At 65.4% G+C, this 17,175-nt stretch carries 16 protein-coding genes; 6 read left to right on the plus strand and 10 right to left on the minus strand.

The genetic code is table 11. The annotated features are described in order from the left end of the window. Positions 1–624: 624 nt before the first annotated feature. Both ACQP1G_RS01225 and ACQP1G_RS01230 read right to left on the minus strand, forming a co-directional pair. Positions 625–1,386, minus strand: a complete 762-nt coding sequence (locus ACQP1G_RS01225; RefSeq protein ID WP_433197514.1) for a decaprenylphospho-beta-D-erythro-pentofuranosid-2-ulose 2-reductase — start codon at positions 1,384–1,386, stop codon at positions 625–627. Next, positions 1,383–2,837: an FAD-binding protein gene (locus ACQP1G_RS01230; RefSeq protein WP_433197516.1), complete on the minus strand. Its 1,455-nt coding sequence runs from the start codon at positions 2,835–2,837 to the stop codon at positions 1,383–1,385. Before ACQP1G_RS01230 ends, ACQP1G_RS01225 begins: the two co-directional genes overlap by 4 nt. A gap of 151 nt (positions 2,838–2,988) precedes the next feature. Here ACQP1G_RS01230 and ACQP1G_RS01235 point away from each other — a divergent pair, with 151 nt between their 5' ends. Next, positions 2,989–3,444, plus strand: a complete 456-nt coding sequence (locus ACQP1G_RS01235; RefSeq protein WP_433197518.1) for a GtrA family protein — start codon at positions 2,989–2,991, stop codon at positions 3,442–3,444. A 152-nt stretch (positions 3,445–3,596) separates the two neighbouring features. Here the strand turns inward: ACQP1G_RS01235 and ACQP1G_RS01240 are convergent, their stop codons facing one another. From ACQP1G_RS01240 to ACQP1G_RS01250, 3 genes are all read right to left on the minus strand, one after another. Next, positions 3,597–4,217 carry a pyridoxamine 5'-phosphate oxidase family protein gene (locus ACQP1G_RS01240; RefSeq protein ID WP_433197520.1) on the minus strand — a complete coding sequence of 207 codons (621 nt, stop codon included), beginning with the start codon at positions 4,215–4,217 and terminating at the stop codon, positions 3,597–3,599. A 214-nt stretch (positions 4,218–4,431) separates the two neighbouring features. After that, positions 4,432–6,621 (minus strand): molybdopterin-dependent oxidoreductase, encoded by a 2,190-nt coding sequence (locus ACQP1G_RS01245; protein ID WP_433197522.1) that lies wholly within the window; start codon positions 6,619–6,621, stop codon positions 4,432–4,434. A gap of 241 nt (positions 6,622–6,862) precedes the next feature. Further along, positions 6,863–7,348, minus strand: a complete 486-nt coding sequence (locus tag ACQP1G_RS01250) for a hypothetical protein (protein ID WP_433197524.1) — start codon at positions 7,346–7,348, stop codon at positions 6,863–6,865. A 184-nt stretch (positions 7,349–7,532) separates the two neighbouring features. On the opposite strand from ACQP1G_RS01250, the gene ACQP1G_RS01255 reads away from it, so the two are divergent. Both ACQP1G_RS01255 and ACQP1G_RS01260 read left to right on the plus strand, forming a co-directional pair. Then, positions 7,533–8,132 carry a DUF4282 domain-containing protein gene (locus ACQP1G_RS01255; RefSeq protein WP_433197526.1) on the plus strand — a complete coding sequence of 200 codons (600 nt, stop codon included), beginning with the start codon at positions 7,533–7,535 and terminating at the stop codon, positions 8,130–8,132. A gap of 220 nt (positions 8,133–8,352) precedes the next feature. Beyond that, positions 8,353–9,225 (plus strand): helix-turn-helix domain-containing protein, encoded by an 873-nt coding sequence (locus ACQP1G_RS01260; protein ID WP_433197528.1) that lies wholly within the window; start codon positions 8,353–8,355, stop codon positions 9,223–9,225. 9 nt (positions 9,226–9,234) lie between these two features. Here ACQP1G_RS01260 and ACQP1G_RS01265 read toward each other — a convergent pair whose 3' ends face one another. Then, the gene (locus ACQP1G_RS01265) at positions 9,235–9,657 is read right to left on the minus strand and encodes a MarR family winged helix-turn-helix transcriptional regulator (RefSeq protein ID WP_433197530.1); all 423 of its coding nucleotides are present in this window, start codon (positions 9,655–9,657) and stop codon (positions 9,235–9,237) included. An 85-nt stretch (positions 9,658–9,742) separates the two neighbouring features. Here ACQP1G_RS01265 and ACQP1G_RS01270 point away from each other — a divergent pair, with 85 nt between their 5' ends. After that, on the plus strand, positions 9,743–11,200 hold the full coding sequence (locus tag ACQP1G_RS01270) for an MFS transporter (RefSeq protein ID WP_433197532.1): 1,458 nt from the start codon (positions 9,743–9,745) through the stop codon (positions 11,198–11,200). 88 nt (positions 11,201–11,288) lie between these two features. Here ACQP1G_RS01270 and ACQP1G_RS01275 read toward each other — a convergent pair whose 3' ends face one another. Together ACQP1G_RS01275 and rfbA are read right to left on the minus strand one after the other, a co-directional pair. Continuing rightward, the gene (locus tag ACQP1G_RS01275; RefSeq protein ID WP_433197534.1) at positions 11,289–11,837 is read right to left on the minus strand and encodes a dTDP-4-dehydrorhamnose 3,5-epimerase family protein; all 549 of its coding nucleotides are present in this window, start codon (positions 11,835–11,837) and stop codon (positions 11,289–11,291) included. Then, on the minus strand, positions 11,837–12,709 hold the full coding sequence (rfbA, locus tag ACQP1G_RS01280; RefSeq protein WP_433197536.1) for a glucose-1-phosphate thymidylyltransferase RfbA: 873 nt from the start codon (positions 12,707–12,709) through the stop codon (positions 11,837–11,839). The genes ACQP1G_RS01275 and rfbA overlap by 1 nt, the downstream gene beginning before the upstream one ends. 227 nt (positions 12,710–12,936) lie before the next feature. Between rfbA and ACQP1G_RS01285 the strand changes: the two genes are divergently transcribed. After that, on the plus strand, positions 12,937–13,953 hold the full coding sequence (locus tag ACQP1G_RS01285) for an alpha/beta hydrolase (RefSeq protein ID WP_433197538.1): 1,017 nt from the start codon (positions 12,937–12,939) through the stop codon (positions 13,951–13,953). A gap of 299 nt (positions 13,954–14,252) precedes the next feature. Here ACQP1G_RS01285 and ACQP1G_RS01290 read toward each other — a convergent pair whose 3' ends face one another. Then, complete coding sequence (locus tag ACQP1G_RS01290; RefSeq protein ID WP_433197540.1) at positions 14,253–14,954, minus strand: hypothetical protein; 702 nt, start codon at positions 14,952–14,954, stop codon at positions 14,253–14,255. A 174-nt stretch (positions 14,955–15,128) separates the two neighbouring features. Continuing rightward, a complete protein-coding gene (locus tag ACQP1G_RS01295; RefSeq protein ID WP_433197542.1) occupies positions 15,129–15,842 on the minus strand; it encodes a hypothetical protein in 714 nt (237 codons plus the stop codon). A 306-nt stretch (positions 15,843–16,148) separates the two neighbouring features. Between ACQP1G_RS01295 and rfbB the strand changes: the two genes are divergently transcribed. Next, complete coding sequence (gene rfbB / locus ACQP1G_RS01300; protein ID WP_433197544.1) at positions 16,149–17,156, plus strand: dTDP-glucose 4,6-dehydratase; 1,008 nt, start codon at positions 16,149–16,151, stop codon at positions 17,154–17,156. Positions 17,157–17,175: the final 19 nt, after the last annotated feature.

Consider the following 17,175-nt stretch of genomic DNA (forward strand, 5'->3'; position numbering starts at 1 on the left):
CTGCGATGCGATGCGCCGAGCCCGCTGCGCTGCGCTGCGCCGAGCCCGCTGCGCTGCGATGCGCCGAGCCCGCTGCGCTGCGATGCGCCGAGCCCGCTGCGCTGCGATGCGCCGAGCCCGCGGTCGGTCTGGTGGTGCCGAAGCCCGGCGAGGTATCGCAACCCCTATGCGCCGAATCAAGAGCGGCCCGATGGCGTGTGACAGCGATCCTTGTCGAGCGATCCGCGAGATCCCGCGTGTGGTCCGCGGGAATCGGCGTGCTGCCCGCGAGACCTGTCGTGCCGATGACGACGCCCGCCCGCCCGCAAAGCCACACACGGCGCTGACCACCGCATATCCGGCGGCGAGTTGTCCGTTCGCTCACTCGCACCAAGCCTCCGTATCCAGGTCGACCGTGATCTGATCGGATCCGCGCCCGCCACGCCGTCCGCCTGCCCCGCAGGAGCAGACCCGAATGCTGGGTGGCGGATGGGTCGGACCAGTCCGAGCCGGGTCGATGGTATCGACCGGACCCATCGCGGCCGTCCGACTGTCGCGTCGGATGCATCGCGCAGCGCGGATACGAACGAGCCGCACCCGCCCCGCGCAACGGATGCGCGGACGACCGGGTGCGGCTCGGGGAGATCAGATGGGCAGCTTGCGGAAGATCGGGCGCGGGATATGGCGCAGGATCATCATCACCAAGCGGAAGGTGCCCGGTGCCCAGACCAGCTCCTTGCCCCGTTGCGACGCCGAAACCGCCAGTGCCGCAATATCTTCCTTATTGACGGTGAGCGGAGCCTCTTTGACGTGCGCTGAGAACCTGGTCCGCACCATGCCCGGCCGGATCACCAGCACCCGCGGGCCGTGCGGGCGCAGTGCCTCGCCGAGTCCGAGGTAGAACCCGTCCAGTCCGGCCTTGGTCGACCCGTAGACGAAGTTCGAGCGGCGTACCCGCTCACCGGCGACCGAGGACATGGCGATGATCCGTCCGAAGCCCTGCTTCTTCATCTTCTCGCCGACCAGCACGCCGACCGAAACCGCCGCGGTGTAGTTGATCGCGGCCACCTGCACGGCCTTGCGCTGGTTCTGCCACAGCTCTTCCGGATCGCCGTCCAGTGCGAAGGCGACGATGGCGACGTCGACATCGCCGCCGTCCCAAGCCGCTTCGATCACCTTCGGGTGGCTCTCGGTATCGAGCGCGTCGAAGTCGATGACATCGACCTGGGTCGCGCCCGCCGCCTTCATCTGGGCGACGGCGTCCTCCCGCAGCGGATCACTGGGCAGTGTGGCCAAGATGATGCGCGCCGAACTCTTCCTCAGGTACTCGGCGCAGATCGCCAAGCCGATCTCCGAGGTACCACCCAGCAGCAGGATGGTCTGCGGATTGCCTACGGCATTAATCACTGGAGCTCCAGCCTTCTCGCCATATCGGACATGAAAACGCCTGTGGGGTCGACACTTCGGCGGATCTTGATCCACTCGTCGATCCGGGGGTACATCTGGTGGAAGGTCTCCGCGGTGGTGCGCGAATCCTTCGCGGTGTACAGCCGCCCGCCGAACTCCGTGACGCGGCGGTCCAGCTCGCTCACCAGCTCGTTCAGCCCCGGCTTGATCGGGAAGTCGACGCAGATGTTCCAGCCCGGCATCGGGAAGCTCAGCGGTGCCGGGTTACCCGGTCCGAACAGCTTGAAAACGTTGAGCGCCGAGTAGTGCCCGGAGGCCTGGATATCGATGATGATCCGCTTGAATTCCTCGACCGCCTCGGTCGGCACCACGAACTGGTACTGCAGGAATCCATTGGAACCATAGCCACGGTTCCACTCCGCGATCATGTCGAGCGGGTGGTAGAACTGCGTGAGATTCTGCACCTTGCCGGTGTAGTTGCCGCCCATGGCGTAGTACGCCTCGCCGATGGCCTGCAACGTCAGCTTGTTCATGGTCCAGTTCGGGAAGATATCCGGAACCGTCATCAGTTGCGGCGCATCGAATTTCAGCGGCTTCTTGCGCAACCGCTTGGGCAGCTCGTCGACCTTGGCCAGGCGGCCACGGGTGATGGTGGCCCGGCCGAGCTTGGGCAGCGGGCTGATCACATCGAACCACGCGGAGGAATACGTGTAGTTCGCCTCGCTGCCGTCGCTGTGCGCGGCGATGGTCTCATCGAGCGTCGTGGTCTTCACGCCGTCGTTGAGGAAGTACGCCGTCTCGGTGGGCGCCATCTCGATGGTCGCGCGCAGGATGATGCCGGTGAGTCCGTTACCACCGACGGTCGCCCAGAACAGCTTGGCGTTGCGCTTCGGCGTGACGTGCTGCACCTGCCCGTCGGCGGTGAGCAGCTCGATCGAGCGCACGTGGTTGCCGAAGCTGCCCTCGCTGTGATGGTTCTTGCCGTGGATATCGGAGGCGATGGCGCCGCCGATCGTCACCTGACGGGTGCCGGGCAGCACCGGAACCCACAGCCCGAACGGCAGCGCGGCCTTCATGAGCTGGTCCAGGCTGACACCGCCGTCCACGTCGACGATCCGGGTGTCCCGGTCGATCCGGTGGATACTGTTCAGCGCCGTCATATCGACGACGAGGCCGCCCGCGTTCTGCGCGTGATCGCCATAGGACCGCCCCAACCCGCGCGCGATGATGCCGCGGCGCAGGTGGGCCGGCTTGGAGTCGTTGTCCTCGGCGACCATGGCGACGGCCTTGGCGATCAGTTCGGGATCGCTCGTCGAGAGCACTTCGGAAGATGTTGGTGCGGTGCGACCCCACCCGGTCAATGTCTTGGTCCGCGTCGGCAGCGTGTACGTGCCGTCGGCGACATTGCCGGAGTTACCGGTTGTGGTGGCGGTCGGAGCTTTCGTGGACATCGGCATAGAGGCTACATGCATGAGCGGATATCCGGTCGGCGTCGCCGTACTCCCCAGTATGTGAGGTCCGACATCGGTTCCATCTCCCCGGACAAACGTCCAATCGGCGCTCGGTCCGCGTGTCCCGCGTCACACCGTTACGCTCGTCGGCGTGCAAGCCGAACCCCACCTGCCGCTCCCGGCCGAACTGCCTCTGGTCGACGAGCCGGGCGGAACCGATGTCGACCTCAAGACCCAGATCATTCGCTTCACACTCACCGGCGGCCTGTCGGCCGTCGTCGACTATGGGATCTACAGCTTCCTGCTGAACCTGATCGGCCTGCCGGTCAGCGTCGCCAAGTCGATCAGCTTCATCGCGGGCACCACAACGGCCTACCTGATCAATCGCCGCTGGACCTTCCAGGCCCCGCCGAGCCGAGCCCGCTTCATCGCCGTGGTGCTCCTCTATGCCGTCACCTTCGCCGTTCAGGTCGGCATCAACCAAGTGCTCTACGCCACACTCTCCGACGACTGGTGGCGCCAGCCCCTGGCCTTCGTCATCGCGCAGGGCACCGCCACTGTCATCAACTTCGTCGTCCAACGCCTGGTCATCTTCAAACTCCGCTAACGCCCCCGCACCCCAACACACACCCCGCGTGACACCCGCACACCCCGACACCGTCACGGGTGTGCAACCACACAACAGGCGCGCAGCCACACAACGGTGTGTACACCCGCCGTGGCCGCCACAGCCTCGGCCCGCCACCCAGCGTCAGCGGATCACCGCGGCACCAAGTCCGCCTGCGCCGCTGCCTTGGCACCGAAGTAGTCGCCGCCCTTGGCGCGGACGTTGTCAGTGCCCCACTCCCGCTGCTCGCGCGCTGCGGGCACCAGATGCGGAATGTGTTTGCGGCAGTGGATGTAGGCCTCCTCCACATCGACGACCACCCAGTGCTCGGCGGCTCGGCCTTTGATGTTCTCGGGGAGTTCGGGCACGGTGCGGCGCAGTGCGGGATCGTCGACGATCCGGGCCGAGCCATTGATGTGCAGTCCGATCAGATCTTGGACGAAATCGATTAGCAGGATGCCTACGTGGGGGTTCTCCAGGATGTTGCCGAGGCTGGCCATGACGCCGTTGCCGCGGTATTCGGGGTAGGCAATCGTGCGTTCGTCGATGACGTGCAGGAAGCCCGGCAGCCCGGCGCGGAAAGTGGCGTCGCATTCGCCGTGCTTATCCGAGGTGGCGATGAAGGCCATATCCATCCTGGCGATGAATTCGATCATCGTCGGGTTCAGCCGATCACGTACTTGGTCCTGATAGAAGCGTTCGGCGCGGTCCTGCGTACCGTATCTGTCCTGCAGTTCGTGCTCGCCGTCACTGCCACAACTCGTACCGGGCATCTGTGCCCCCTCTGGTAGCTGGAATCCGGCACGCTTCGACAGGCTCCGCACTGAACCCGCGACTAAACCGAAATCTCGTCCATTTTAGTCCGGCAAAGCAGCAAAATCCATGTTGAGAATGCACTGAATGTTTAGTTAGCGCAAGGGTTTCCGCGAGTTAGCTAAAATCCGACCGGCCGGGATTTTATCCGCGGCCGGTCGGGTTCGGATGCACTCAGGCAGGCGTCAAAGTCACCGGAACGCCATTGAAGACCGCATTCCCGGACGGCACGTCGACCACTGAATCATCGGTCAGCACATTGGCATTCACCCCGGCATGGGCACGGGCCACGGTCTGTGCGCTATCGGTATGGCCCCACCCGTGCGGCAGACTCACCACGCCCGGCATGATCGCCTCGGTCGGCTCCAGCGGTACGGTCAGCGTCCCCGCGGCAGACTTCACCACGGCGGCATCGCCGAGCCCCAACCGCGCCACATCCGCTGGATTGATGTGCAGCGTGCAGGTATTCGATCCGCTGACCAGCGTCGGGATATTGTGCATCCAACTATTGTTGGAGCGCAGTTGGCGCCGCCCGATCAACACCACTTCCGGCGCGGCGTCGGCGAGCCGGGCCCGCATCCGTGCGACATCGTCCAGCAACGGCTGCGGCGCCAACTCGACCTTCTTCGACGCCGTCCGCAGCACCCCCGGCAGTCGCGGCTGCAGCGGACCGAAATCGACTCCGTGCGGATTGTCCAGCAGCACTTGCAGATTCAGTGTGCCGCCATTCCACTCGCCGTACGGCCCGAGCCGCAACAGCATATCGATGCGCTGTTCGGTGCTGCTGACCCCGATGAGTTCGGGCCGCCGCTCCGCTATGCCCGCTTTGTGCAGTGTGCCCGTGATGATCAACTCGTCCACGGCTGTCAACGGGTCTTGCCCGCCGGAGCCCGAATGCGGCTGGCCGGTCAATGCGGCCCCGAGGCGCGCCACAACCGCGGCCTCCGATGGCCGTTCACCCAGCGGCACCAACGGCGGCGAGTACCGCGCGTAATTGCGGACGGCGAACTGCAACAGCGCGAAATCGTAATGTGGCGATTGCACCGGCCGCGGTGGCGGCAGGATCACATCGGCGTGGCGTGTGGTCTCGTTCAGGTACCGGTCCACGCTCACCATGAACTCCAGTTGGGCGAACGCCGCATCCAACCGCGGCCCACTCGGCGCCGACAGCACCGGGTTCCCCGCGACGGTGACGAGTGCGCGTACCTGTCCGGCGCCCGGCGTGGTGATTTCATCGGCCAGCGTCGCCACCGGAAGTTCGCCCATCGCCTCCGGCAGCCCACGCACCCGGCTGGCCCAGCGACCGGTGCGGAACGGCTTGGTGCGATTGATGCCACCGGCCGCGGCATGTGCGAACATCGCGCCGCCGGGAGCGTCCAAATTGCCGGTGAGCGCATTGATCACCTCGACCAGCCACTGCGTGACCGTCCCGAATTCGGCTGTGCAGGTACCGATTCGCGCGTAGACCGCCGCGGTCGGCGCGGCCGAGAGCTCGCGAGCGAGCCGCAGCACCGTCTCGGCGGGCACACCGGTTCGCCGCGCGACCACCTCGGGAGTGAATTCCGCCGCGGCTGTACGTACCTCGTCCAGTCCGGCCACCTCGACCTTGATATCGGTCAGGTTCTCCGCGAACAGCGTATGCACGATCCCGAACAACAGATACGCGTCGCTACCAGGCCGGATGAACAGATGTTCATCGGCGAGCTTCGCGGTCCTGGTCAGCCGGGGATCGACCACAACGAACTTGCCGCCGCGCTTGCGCAGCGCCTTCAACCTGCCCGGGAAATCCGGTGCGGTACACAGCGAGCCGTTCGACTCCAGTGGATTCGCGCCGAGCATGAGCAGATAGTCGGTGCGATCCAGATCCGGCACCGGGACGGTCAGCGGATCACCGAACATCAACCCGCTCGCCACCTGCTTGGGCATCTGGTCGGCGGTGCTCGCCGAATACAGATTCTTGGTGCCCAGCGCCCGGATCAGCACGGGCATATACAGCGTTCCCGCGACGGTATGCGCGTTCGGATTGCCGAGATACAGTGCCGCCGACTGACTTCCGTGCTCGGCCACGATCGCCGGGAACCGCTGCGCGATGAGATCGAACGCCTCGTCCCAGGATGCGGTGCGCCAGGTATCGGTCGCCCGATCGCGAATCATCGGCTCGGTCAGCCGATCCGGATCCTGATCCAGATGTCCGAAGCTGGCCCCCTTGGGGCAGATGAACCCCTTGCTGAACGGATCCTCCCGGTCCCCGCGAACCGAGGTCACCCGATCCTGTGCGTCGAGGGTGATCTCGAGTCCGCAGACCGCCTCGCACAGCGGGCAGGTCCGCAACAGCGTCCGGGTGTCTTCAGTGATCTGGGCCATACCCCCATCATGGCCTGCGGTGGATCTAAGTGAAACAAGAACGATCGATATGTCACGGGTGGACCGCACTGGCGTATTCCGGGAATCAGTCGAACGGCATCAACGTGACGACTGATTCGCGAGAACATGGGTAACTCGTCGGGTACGCCCAAGACTGATCATGCACTCGACGCACGACCTGTACGCAGGCCGAGCGGCACCCAACGGGTATGGCCCGAATATGCGGGGAGGCGGACCAGCGTCAGCAGGCGACGCTGGTGACGGCCTTCTCGCTGCGCCGCGAAAGCGCCGAGCGAACGGCCGCACCGATCGCGACTACCGGCGGGATCCAGCGGGCCTCGCCCGGGGTGACGCCCCAGCAAGCTTCGCCGGTGGTGAGCTGGGTGGGGGGCAACGGGATGCCGTCGCCGTCGGTGTAGACGGTGGCGCCCGCCTCGCGCAGTGCCTCCAGCGCCATCGCGGCCTTGCGCAGACCGGTGACCAAGTGGATCTCGCGACGCTCGGCACCAGGGATCTCGATCACCGGACCGGAAAGGTCGTTCGCGCGCAGGTACCGGCGAACCTCGCCGGCCAGCTCACCGCTGATCTCGATGCCCGACACGTCCTCGTCCGTGATCAGGCAGATCCCGTTGGCCGTTTCAGCGATCGTCCACCCGCGCTGGATGTAGTCCTGCGCCGCGGCAGTCATCTCTGCCGCCGATGCGGAAGTCGGAAACGTGGTGCGCACTGTCTTTCTCCATTCCCCGATAGATCTGGGTCCTGCATACGTGGTTGGTATCGGGGCGGGGTGGGGTGGGCGTTACGGGTTGTACAAAAGATCTTGGTGACTGTCGGATTCGTCTCACCCAGTGCGCGATGGCTATCACCGGGCACCTATTGGCGGGCTGTCGAATTGGGGGAAGGATCGCCATATGAGTGCAGCATCGCGTAGCGATTCGGTGGGGGGCGGCCCTCAGGTGACGGGTGGGCCCGATAACCCCAACCGCGGGACGCCGGATTCGGTGGAGCTCGAAACCGAATCGCGCTGGATCGCTTGGAAGGAGAACGCGTCGAAGCGATTCACGCGCAGCACCGACGAGCCCGAACCCGCCGAGCCCTTCGAAAGTCCGCGGGCCTGGAGCGCCGATGCGGCCCGCGGCCTGCTCGACGTGCAGTTCCACCGTCCCGCGACCAGGACGCTGCTGCCGCTTGCCTACATGCTCGGCCTGGCCTTCGCGATCGGCATCCCGATCGCATTGACGGTGCTGATGTGGCAGGTCTCGGCGGTTCTCGGAGTGCTGGCCGGTTTGATCGCGGTGCCGCTCGGACTGACCATCGCGGCGGTGGTGCGCCTGCTGCTCGAATTCCTCGAGAACGCGTCCAAGCTGGCGTCCAGGGTGGAGCACATCGCCGATCTCGCCGACGACCTGTTCCAGGCGCTCGCCGATGTCGCCGAGCCGGTCAACCAGCTCTCCGAAGACGTTCGCGCCGTGCAGTTCTGGCGCTTCCGCAGGCGTGGTGAAAGGAAGTAGAACCGGGCTTAATTGCCCGATCATCGCCAGCAGGAACCTCTTCGGCGCTGGTGCGTCATTGGCGTATCTGGGCCAGGCATCGTGACCTGTGTCGGATTTACTGTGAAACAATGCTGTTCGGATATCCGGATATCGATGGCGGATAGCGGTAGGAGAAGCGCCGGACCGGCGGACACGGGAGGTCAACCGGGTGATTCGGCACGTGGCGCGAGGGGGAAGCATGGCTTTACCGCAGGGCACGACCGGTTCGACCATGCCGCGCAGGCAGCTCGGACGGCACCTGCGTGATCTGCGCAACCGGGCCAGGATGACCACCAGGATGGCGGCCCAGCAGCTCGAGTGGTCCGAGGCCAAGATCTGGCGCATCGAGACCGGCCAGACCTCGCTGCGCAGTCTGGACGTCGAGGCCATGTGCAAGATCTACGGTGCACCAACCGATCTCGTCCAACCGTTGACCGCGCTCGCCAGGGAGACCAAGGCCAGGGGTTGGTGGACCGGGTACAGCGATGTGATCGCCGAGGGTTTCGAGGTGTACATCGGGTTGGAGGAGGCCGCTCGCGCGCTGTCCACCTACGAGAACGACCTGGTCCCCGGACTGTTGCAGACCGAGGCCTATGCCAGGGCACTATTGCAGTCCGCGCGTCCGGCGGCATCGGAGGCCGAGATCGATCGCCGGGTGCGGTTGCGCATGGCCAGGCAGGCGTTGGTCATCCGCAAGGATGCACCGCTGCAGTTGGATGTGGTGATCAGCGAGGCGCTGCTGTGGCGGCGCGTCGGCGGTGACGAGGTGGCCGCCGAACAGCTGAACCACCTGCGGCGCATGTGCGATCTGCCGAATGTGCGAATTCAGGTGGTGCCCTCGGATTCCGGCTATCACGACGGCATGGATTCCGGCCGGTTCGTGCTGTTGGAATTCGCGGAGGCGCAGGGCGAGCTGCGTGAGCCGCCGGTGGTCTACGTCGAGGCGTTCACCGGCCCGGTATACCTGGACAAGGAACCCGAAATCGAGCGATACCGTAAGGCTTTCGCGAGCATCAAGGCGGTCGCGGTGGACGGACGCCGTGGCATCGAAGAAGCGCGCGATAGTATCTGAGCTGGCCGCTCAGCACTTCTGGCGACTACCCCAGGTGCGCTCGAGCACCTCACGGTGCGTCGGCAGCGCTGATTCGTAGACCTCGCGCCCCTTCTCGGTGAGACAAACGAAGATCGCACGCCGGTCGTCGGAGCACATGGTGCGCGAGACGAGTCCATCGCGCTCGAGGCGTGCCACCGCGCGCGAGAGTGCACTCTGGCTCAGGTAGATGTCGTTGGCGAGGTCGCTCATCCGGTAGTTGCCGCAGTCGGCGTCGATCAGCCGGTCCAGCGTCTCGAACTCGCTGAGTCCGATGTCGTGCTTGCCCTGCAGCTCTTTCTCGAGCGCACAGCTCACGGCGGCGTGCCGGTCGAGCAGCTCACGCCACTCGGCGACCAACCCGGCGGGCGCCACATCGCGCCCCATTAATTCTGTTGTCGACGGCTTCGACATGGCCCTATCCTAGTGCCCCGGATCGGCCAATGCAAGTGCATTAAATGTGTTGGCATCTAATGTCGGCGCATGTAATGTTCCGTCCATGACTTCTGCAGCAACCCTTTCGGCCGCGACGGCGACCGATCCGACCAGATGGACCACCCGTCTCTGGGGCATGCTGATCACCCTCTGCATCGTGTTGTTCCTCGATGGTCTGGACGTCTCGATGATCGGCGTCGCGCTGCCGTCCATCGGCGCCGAACTCGATCTGTCGACCTCCACCCTGCAGTGGCTGGTCAGCGGCTACGTGCTCGGCTACGGCGGCCTGCTGCTGCTCGGCGGACGCACCGCCGACCTGCTCGGGCGGCGCAAGGTCTTCCTGATCGCACTCGCCGTCTTCGCAGTCGCCTCGCTGGCCGGCGGCCTGGTCACCTCCGGCCCACTGCTCATCCTGACCCGCTTCATCAAGGGCCTGGCCGCGGCGTTCACCGCCCCGACCGGTTTGTCCATCATCACCACCAACTTCGCCGAAGGTCCGGCCCGCAATAAGGCGCTGTCCATCTACACCGTCTTCGGTGCGGGCGGTTACTCCATGGGCCTGCTGTTCGGCGGACTGATGACCGGCATCGGCTGGCGCTGGACCTTCCTGCTTCCGGTCCCGATCGCGCTCGCCGCGCTGGCCGCGGCCTGGGTGCTGGTGCCCAAGGACGAGGCCGCCGAGGAGGGCGGACACGACATCCTCGGTGCGCTACTGTCCACCGCCGGCATGCTGCTGCTGGTCTACACCGTGGTCTCCGCGCCCGAGGCGGGCTGGGGCTCGGCGCGCACCATCGGTTCGTTCATCGGCGCGGCCGTGCTGTTCGCCGGATTCGTCGCGGTGGAGAAGAAGGTCAAATACCCGCTGGTGCGACTGGGCATCTTGCGCAAGGTGACGCTGGTCCGTGCCAGCCTCGCGATCATCGCGGTCGCGGGTTCGTACTTCAGCTGGCAGTTCATCGTGACCCTGTACCTGCAGGATTCGCTCGGCTGGTCGCCGCTGAAGCTGGCCATGTCGTTGCTGCCGGTCGGTCTGCTGGTCGTCGCCTCGGCGTTTTTCTCCGATAAGCTCGTCGACCGGTTCGGTACCGGACCGATCATCGCCGTCACCATGGTCGTCATGGCCATCGGCTACCTGCTGTTCCTGCGGCTGGATACCGCGCCGTCGTACCTGACGATGCTCCTGCCCGCGGTGCTGCTGATCGGCATCGGCTGGGTCGGCTTCCCCGCCATCAACATTCAGGCGACCAACGGCATTGATGACGATGAGCAAGGTCTGGCGGCCGGTGTGCTGCAGACCTCCATGCAGGTCGGTGCGGCCATCGTGCTCGCGGTGAATACCGCGATCATCTCCTCGGGCAACCAGGCCGCGAGCACCCCGTCCGCGGTGCTCGACAACTACCGGCCCGGCCTGCAGTTCGCCGCCGGTGTCGCCATCGTCGGCGCACTCATCGCCCTGACCGCTTACCTGCCCAAGCGTGCGAAGGCGCGGGCACAGGAGCCGGAGTTGGAACTCGTCGGCTGAATCCCCTTCCGGCCGACAGTAAGTCGAACGTCACCGCTTCCCTCCCTCATCGGGAGCGGTGGCGTTCGCCCCTTTCCGGGCACTCAGCTCAGGAGAAGGGTGGTGCGGCAGCGTCTTTGGGGGACCGGATATAGGTCAGCGGCCGACCGTCGAGACCGGTCTCGGGCCATTCGATACCCAGCCGAGGATCGAAAGCGTCCATATCCCGGTCGAATTCCGGCGTGTACTCGAGCGAACACAGGTAGGTGACGGTCGAATTGTCGGCCAGCGACAGGATCGCATGGCCGAGCCCCTCGGACAGGAACATCGAGCGCCGGTCGACATCGTCGAGCACCACGCTGTCCCAGCGTCCGTAGGTCGGTGAGCCCGGCCGCAGATCGACGACCACATCGAGAAACGCACCGCGCACACAGGTCACGTACTTCGCCTGCCCCGGCGGATCCGCGGTGTAGTGGATGCCGCGCAGCACCCCGGCCGCCGACACCGAGCAGTTGACCTGGCGCAGATCGAACGGCCTACCGGTCACCTTCTCGAACTCCGAGGCCTTGAACGATTCGAGGAACATGCCACGGTCGTCGCCCAGTTGGCGCGGTGTCATCACCCATGCGCCCGGTACGGCGAGTTCACGGAACTCCATCACCAATCCCGTCCGCGCTCGAGCAAATCGAGCAGGTAGCTTCCGTATCCGGAGCGAACCAGCGGTTCGGCCAGCGTGCACAGCTGTTCATCGTCGATGAAGCCCTGCCGCCACGCGACCTCTTCCGGCACACCGATTTTCAGGCCCTGCCGCTGCTCGATGGTGCGTACGTAGTTGGCGGCGTCCAACAGCGAGTCGAAGGTGCCGGTGTCCAGCCATGCGGTACCCCGGGCGAGCACATCGACGCGCAGCCGATCCTGTTCCAGATAGGCGCGATTGATATCGGTGATCTCGTATTCGCCACGGGCCGACGGCCGCAGCCCGCGCGCGATCTCCACGACATCGTTGTCGTAGAAGTACAGCCCGGGGATGGCGTAGTTCGACCGCGGCACCTTGGGCTTCTCCTCGATCGAAACCGCTCGTCCGTCGGTGAATTCGACGACGCCGTAGGCGGTCGGATCCGAGACCCAGTACGCGAAGACCGCGCCGCCGTCGATCACGGCGAAGCGCTCGAGGCTGGTGCCGAGCCCGGGGCCGTGGAAGATATTGTCGCCGAGCACCAGTGCGGCGCTGTCGCCACCGATGTGGTCGGCGCCGAGGACGAATGCCTTGGCGAGTCCGTCCGGTTCCGGTTGCACCACATAGCTGATCGCGATGCCGAATTGCGAGCCGTCGCCGAGGAGGCGGGCGAACGCGTCCGCGTCCTCCGGGGTGGTGATGACCAGGATGTCCCGGATGCCCGCCAGCATGAGGGTGGACAGCGGGTAGTAGACCATCGGTTTGTCGTAGACCGGGACCAGCTGCTTGCTCACCCCGCGCGTGATCGGGTGCAACCGGGATCCGGTGCCACCGGCCAAGATGATTCCACGCATGGTCCCCGAGTCTGCCAGGCGCGTCGAGCTCGGCTTCGGCGAGGTTCCGACTCGCCTACAAATTGATCACGAACGTTTCGTGATCCGGCGCGATGGGCGATATATGTTGCGTAGATCACGTTATGGTGTTCTGAACATCAGCGTGTGAGATGTCAGCGTCGACTCTCGCCTGGAGAACCGTTCGGTCGGGCTCGGCGCGCCAGTGGTGAGGTAGGTGCGCGATGTCGGTGACCAGCGTGAGTGAGTTCGGCCCACAAGGACCGGATGCCGATGAGCCCGGGCTGTTGATGAATCCGGATGGCCCCAGCGCCCCGGCCCGATTGCTCCTGGCGACCTGCCTCGGTGCGGTTCGGCCGGTGCTGCGGCTGTTTCCGGTCAGCCGGACGACCATCCCCATCGGCGCGGCCGCGATCGACGGGCTGGCCTGGTTGCGGCCGATACCGCGTGGCGTCGATCGGGAACAGGTGGTGCTGAACGGTTTCCGGATGGAGATCCTGCGTCCGTCCGGTGGTTCCCGTGCCCTGCGGCACGGCGCGGTGCTGTACATGCACGGTGGCGGCTTCGCCATCTGTGGACTCGGCACCCATCGGCCCATCGCGGCCAGTCTGGCCCGGCGCACCGGGCTGCCCGTGGTCAATGTCGACTACCGCCAACTGCCGGGACGCAGTATCGCCGAGGCGATCGACGACTGTCTGACCGCGTACCGCTGGCTGCTGCGGCACGGCGCCGACCCGTCCCGGATCATCTTCGCGGGCGATTCGGCGGGCGGCTTCCTGGCCTTCACCACCGCCTTGCGCGCGATCGAGAACGGTCTGCCGTCCCCGGGTGGGCTGGTCGGGCTGAGCCCACTGCTCGATCTGGACTACGCGGCCAAGCGGAACTATGTGAATGTCGAGCGCGATCCCTACCTTCCGCTGTCCGCGCTGGAGGCGGTCGTGCGGATCGGCGCGGAACTGGACGGCAAGCTGGATCCGCTGGTGTCGCCGGTCAACGGTGCGTTGGCGAGCCTGCCGCCGGTGCTGCTGATCGCCGCCGAGGACGAGGTGCTGCGGTATGACTGCGAGCTGATGGCCCGCAGGCTGACCGAGGCCGGTGTGCCGAACGCGCTGGAGATCTGGCGCGGTCAGGTGCACGCCTTCATGGCCATTGCCCCCAATCTGCCCGAGAGCAGGATGGCGCTGGCCCGGGTGTCCCGGTTCGTGCGGGCCCGCCTCGAGCCGCCGCAACAGGCTCGGACGGCTTGACCTGGATCGGCCGGACGAGTCGAACCCCGTCTCCTGACTGTGCTTTTTCGGTGGTCAGGAGACGGGGTTCTTTGCTTGTGCCGCGAGTCGGGGAATTCCTGTTGTCGTCTGGAGAATTCCCTGCGCTGTGAATTCCGTCCGCCATTTAGTTCAGTCTTATTCACCTTCTGTTCATTTATTTGACAGGGTGGCCGTAACTCGGCCGGGCAACAGAAACCCCGCCCGATGGCTTGGCTCGGGCGGGGTTTCTGGCTCGTTTTCAGTTGTGCGAGTTCAGTTGTATAGAGCCGTCGTCCGATTTACTTCGGCGCGGCGAACGGCGCGCTGGTGGTGGCGAAGTACTGGATCGCCGCACCGATCGCGACCGGGGCGGTCACGAGGATCTGGCCCGCGAGCACACCGAGCGCGCCGACCGCGACGATGCCGCCGAGGCAGCCGATGGCGGCCGCGGGGATGAAGGCGCCGAAGAGGCCGATGATGGCGGCCGACGCGACCGTCGCGCCGGCGATACCGCCGAGCACGCAGCCGACCGCGCCGCCGCCGAGGCCACCGACCAGGGTGCCGATGGTGGCGCCCATGGAGATGGTGTCCTTCATGCGGTTGAAGGCGGCCAGCTCACGGTCGTACTCGTTCTTGAACGGCGCCTTGTCCTCGTAGGGCAGGGCGACGGGCTTGTAGGTGGCGTGCGCCATGTCGAGCTGCGGGGTGAGAGTAGCGGTGTGGTCGGCGATTTCGGCCGCCATCGGGAATTCGAAGTCATCGACGCGGAAGGTCAGTGGGGTGCCCGCGACGGTGGTGCCGTTGGCAGCCTTGATCTCGAGGGTGTTGTCCTCGACGACCAGGGAGCCCTGATCGATCGAGATGATCGACTGGGTGTCGGTGGCGTGGGCGGTGAAGTTGATGGGGGCGTCCTGCGCCGGGGCGGCGTTGACGGTGCCCGCGGTGACGCCGATGGCGGCGATCAGCAGCGCCGAGGTGGCGGCAAACTTGGTGATACGCATGGTTTTCAGGTCCTCTATCAGGTGCGTTCAGCAGGTGGTTTGGCCGGAAAACTGAGTTCGCGAACTGTCGGTAACTCGGCCCGACGGCAGGAACCCCGCGCGATTGGTATCTGGGCGGGGTTCCAGGCTCGTCTTCAGTTGTGCGAGTTCAGTTGTGCCGAGCCGTCGTTCGACTTACTTGGCCGGGGCCGGGGCGGCGAACGGCGAGGAGGTGGTGGCGAAGTACTGGATCGCCGCACCGATCGCGACCGGAGCCGTGATCAGGATCTGGCCGACCAGGGTGCCGAGCGCACCGACGGCGATGATGCCGCCGAGGCAGCCGATGGCGGCCGCCGGGATGAACGCACCGAACAGGCCGATGATGGCGGCCGAGGCGACCGTCGCGCCGGCGATACCGCCGAGGACGCAACCGACGGCGCCGCCGCTGAGGCCGCCGACCAGGGTGCCGATGGTGGCGCCCATGGCGATGGTGTCCTTCATGCGGTTGAAGGCGGCCAGCTCACGGTCGTACTCGTTCTTGAACGGCGCCTTGTCCTCGTAGGGCAGGGCGACGGGCTTGTAGGTGGCGTGCGCCATGTCGAGCTGCGGGGTGAGAGTGGCGGTGTGGTCGGCGATTTCGGCCGCCATCGGGAATTCGAAGTCATCGACGCGGAAGGTCAGTGGGGTGCCGGCGACGGTGGTGCCGTTGGCGGCCTTGACCTTGAGGGCGTTGTCCTCGACCACTAGCGAGCCCTGATCGATCGAGATGATCGACTGGGTGTCAGTGGCGTGCGCGGTGAAGTTGATCGGGGCTTCTTCGGCAGCCGGAGCCGCGTTGACGGTACCTGCGGTGACGCCGATGGCAGCGATCAGCAGTGCCGACGTAGCGGCGAATTTCCTCATCAGCATTTTGTTCTGGACCTCGATGTGAAGCGTTCGGAGGGGACTAGACGATCGAAATCTAGACCAGCTAACGCGTGGTGAACCGCTTGTGACCGTTTATTCAAATTTTGTTCACCATTGAGACCCGAGACTTGGTGGGTTTTTTGAAATATCTACGTTGACCACGGTTTTTCGCGGGAATTCGAACTATTCGTCCTTCTTTACATTCACATAGCGTGATGAAGCTCACAGATTAGAACTCTCGCCGCGCAGGTGAGGACGGCGGAGCGGATCCGGCGTCAGCACGCCACGGTGGCGACGTAAGGTCAGGGGGTGCGATTGCTCGTAACCGGCGGGGCCGGGTTCATCGGTGCGAATTTCGTCCAACAGACCGTGGCCGAGCGTCCCGACGCCACTGTAACCGTCCTTGACGCCTTGACCTACGCGGGAAATCGGGCGTCGCTCGAGTCGGTGGCCGACCGCATCGATTTCGTGCACGGTGATATCGCCGATCTAGATCTGGTCGACGAACTCGTCAGCGGTGTCGACGCCGTGGTGCACTTCGCCGCCGAATCGCATAACGACAACTCCCTCGCCGAACCGTGGCCGTTCGTGCAGACCAATATCGTCGGTACCTACTCACTGCTGCAAGCGGTGCGCCGCCACGACGTGCGCTACCACCATGTCTCCACCGACGAGGTCTACGGCGATCTCGCCCCGGACGGGCCCGCATTCGACGAGAACACCCCCTACAACCCGTCCAGCCCCTACTCGGCCACCAAGGCCTCGAGCGACCTGCTGGTGCGCGCCTGGACCCGCTCGTTCGGCGTCCGCGCGACAATCTCCAACTGCAGCAACAACTATGGGCCGTATCAGCATGTGGAGAAGTTCATCCCGCGCCAGATCACCAACCTCATCGACGGTGTCCGGCCGCGGCTCTACGGCGCCGGACACCAGGTCCGCGACTGGATCCACGTCGACGACCACAACCGGGCGGTGTGGGACATCCTGGAGCGCGGCCGGATCGGTCGGACCTATCTGATCGGTGCGGACGGTGAACTCGACAACAAGTCGGTGGTGCGGATGATCCTCGAGGCCTTCGACCGCGATCCGGACGACTTCGACCATGTCACCGACCGTGCCGGCCACGACCAGCGCTACGCGATCGATGCGTCGCTACTGCGCGCCGAAGTCGGTTGGGAGCCGAGGTATTCGGATTTCCGTGCCGGGCTGGCCGCCACTATCCAGTGGTACCGCGATAACGAGAGCTGGTGGCGTCCGGCCAAAGCCAGCACCGAACGCGCCTACGCCGCCGCCGGCGAGACGACCATCAACGACTGAACCCCCCGCCTCCCGAGCC

The sequence above is a fragment of the Nocardia sp. CA-107356 genome (genome assembly GCF_050946365.1).
Lineage (GTDB): Bacteria > Actinomycetota > Actinomycetes > Mycobacteriales > Mycobacteriaceae > Nocardia.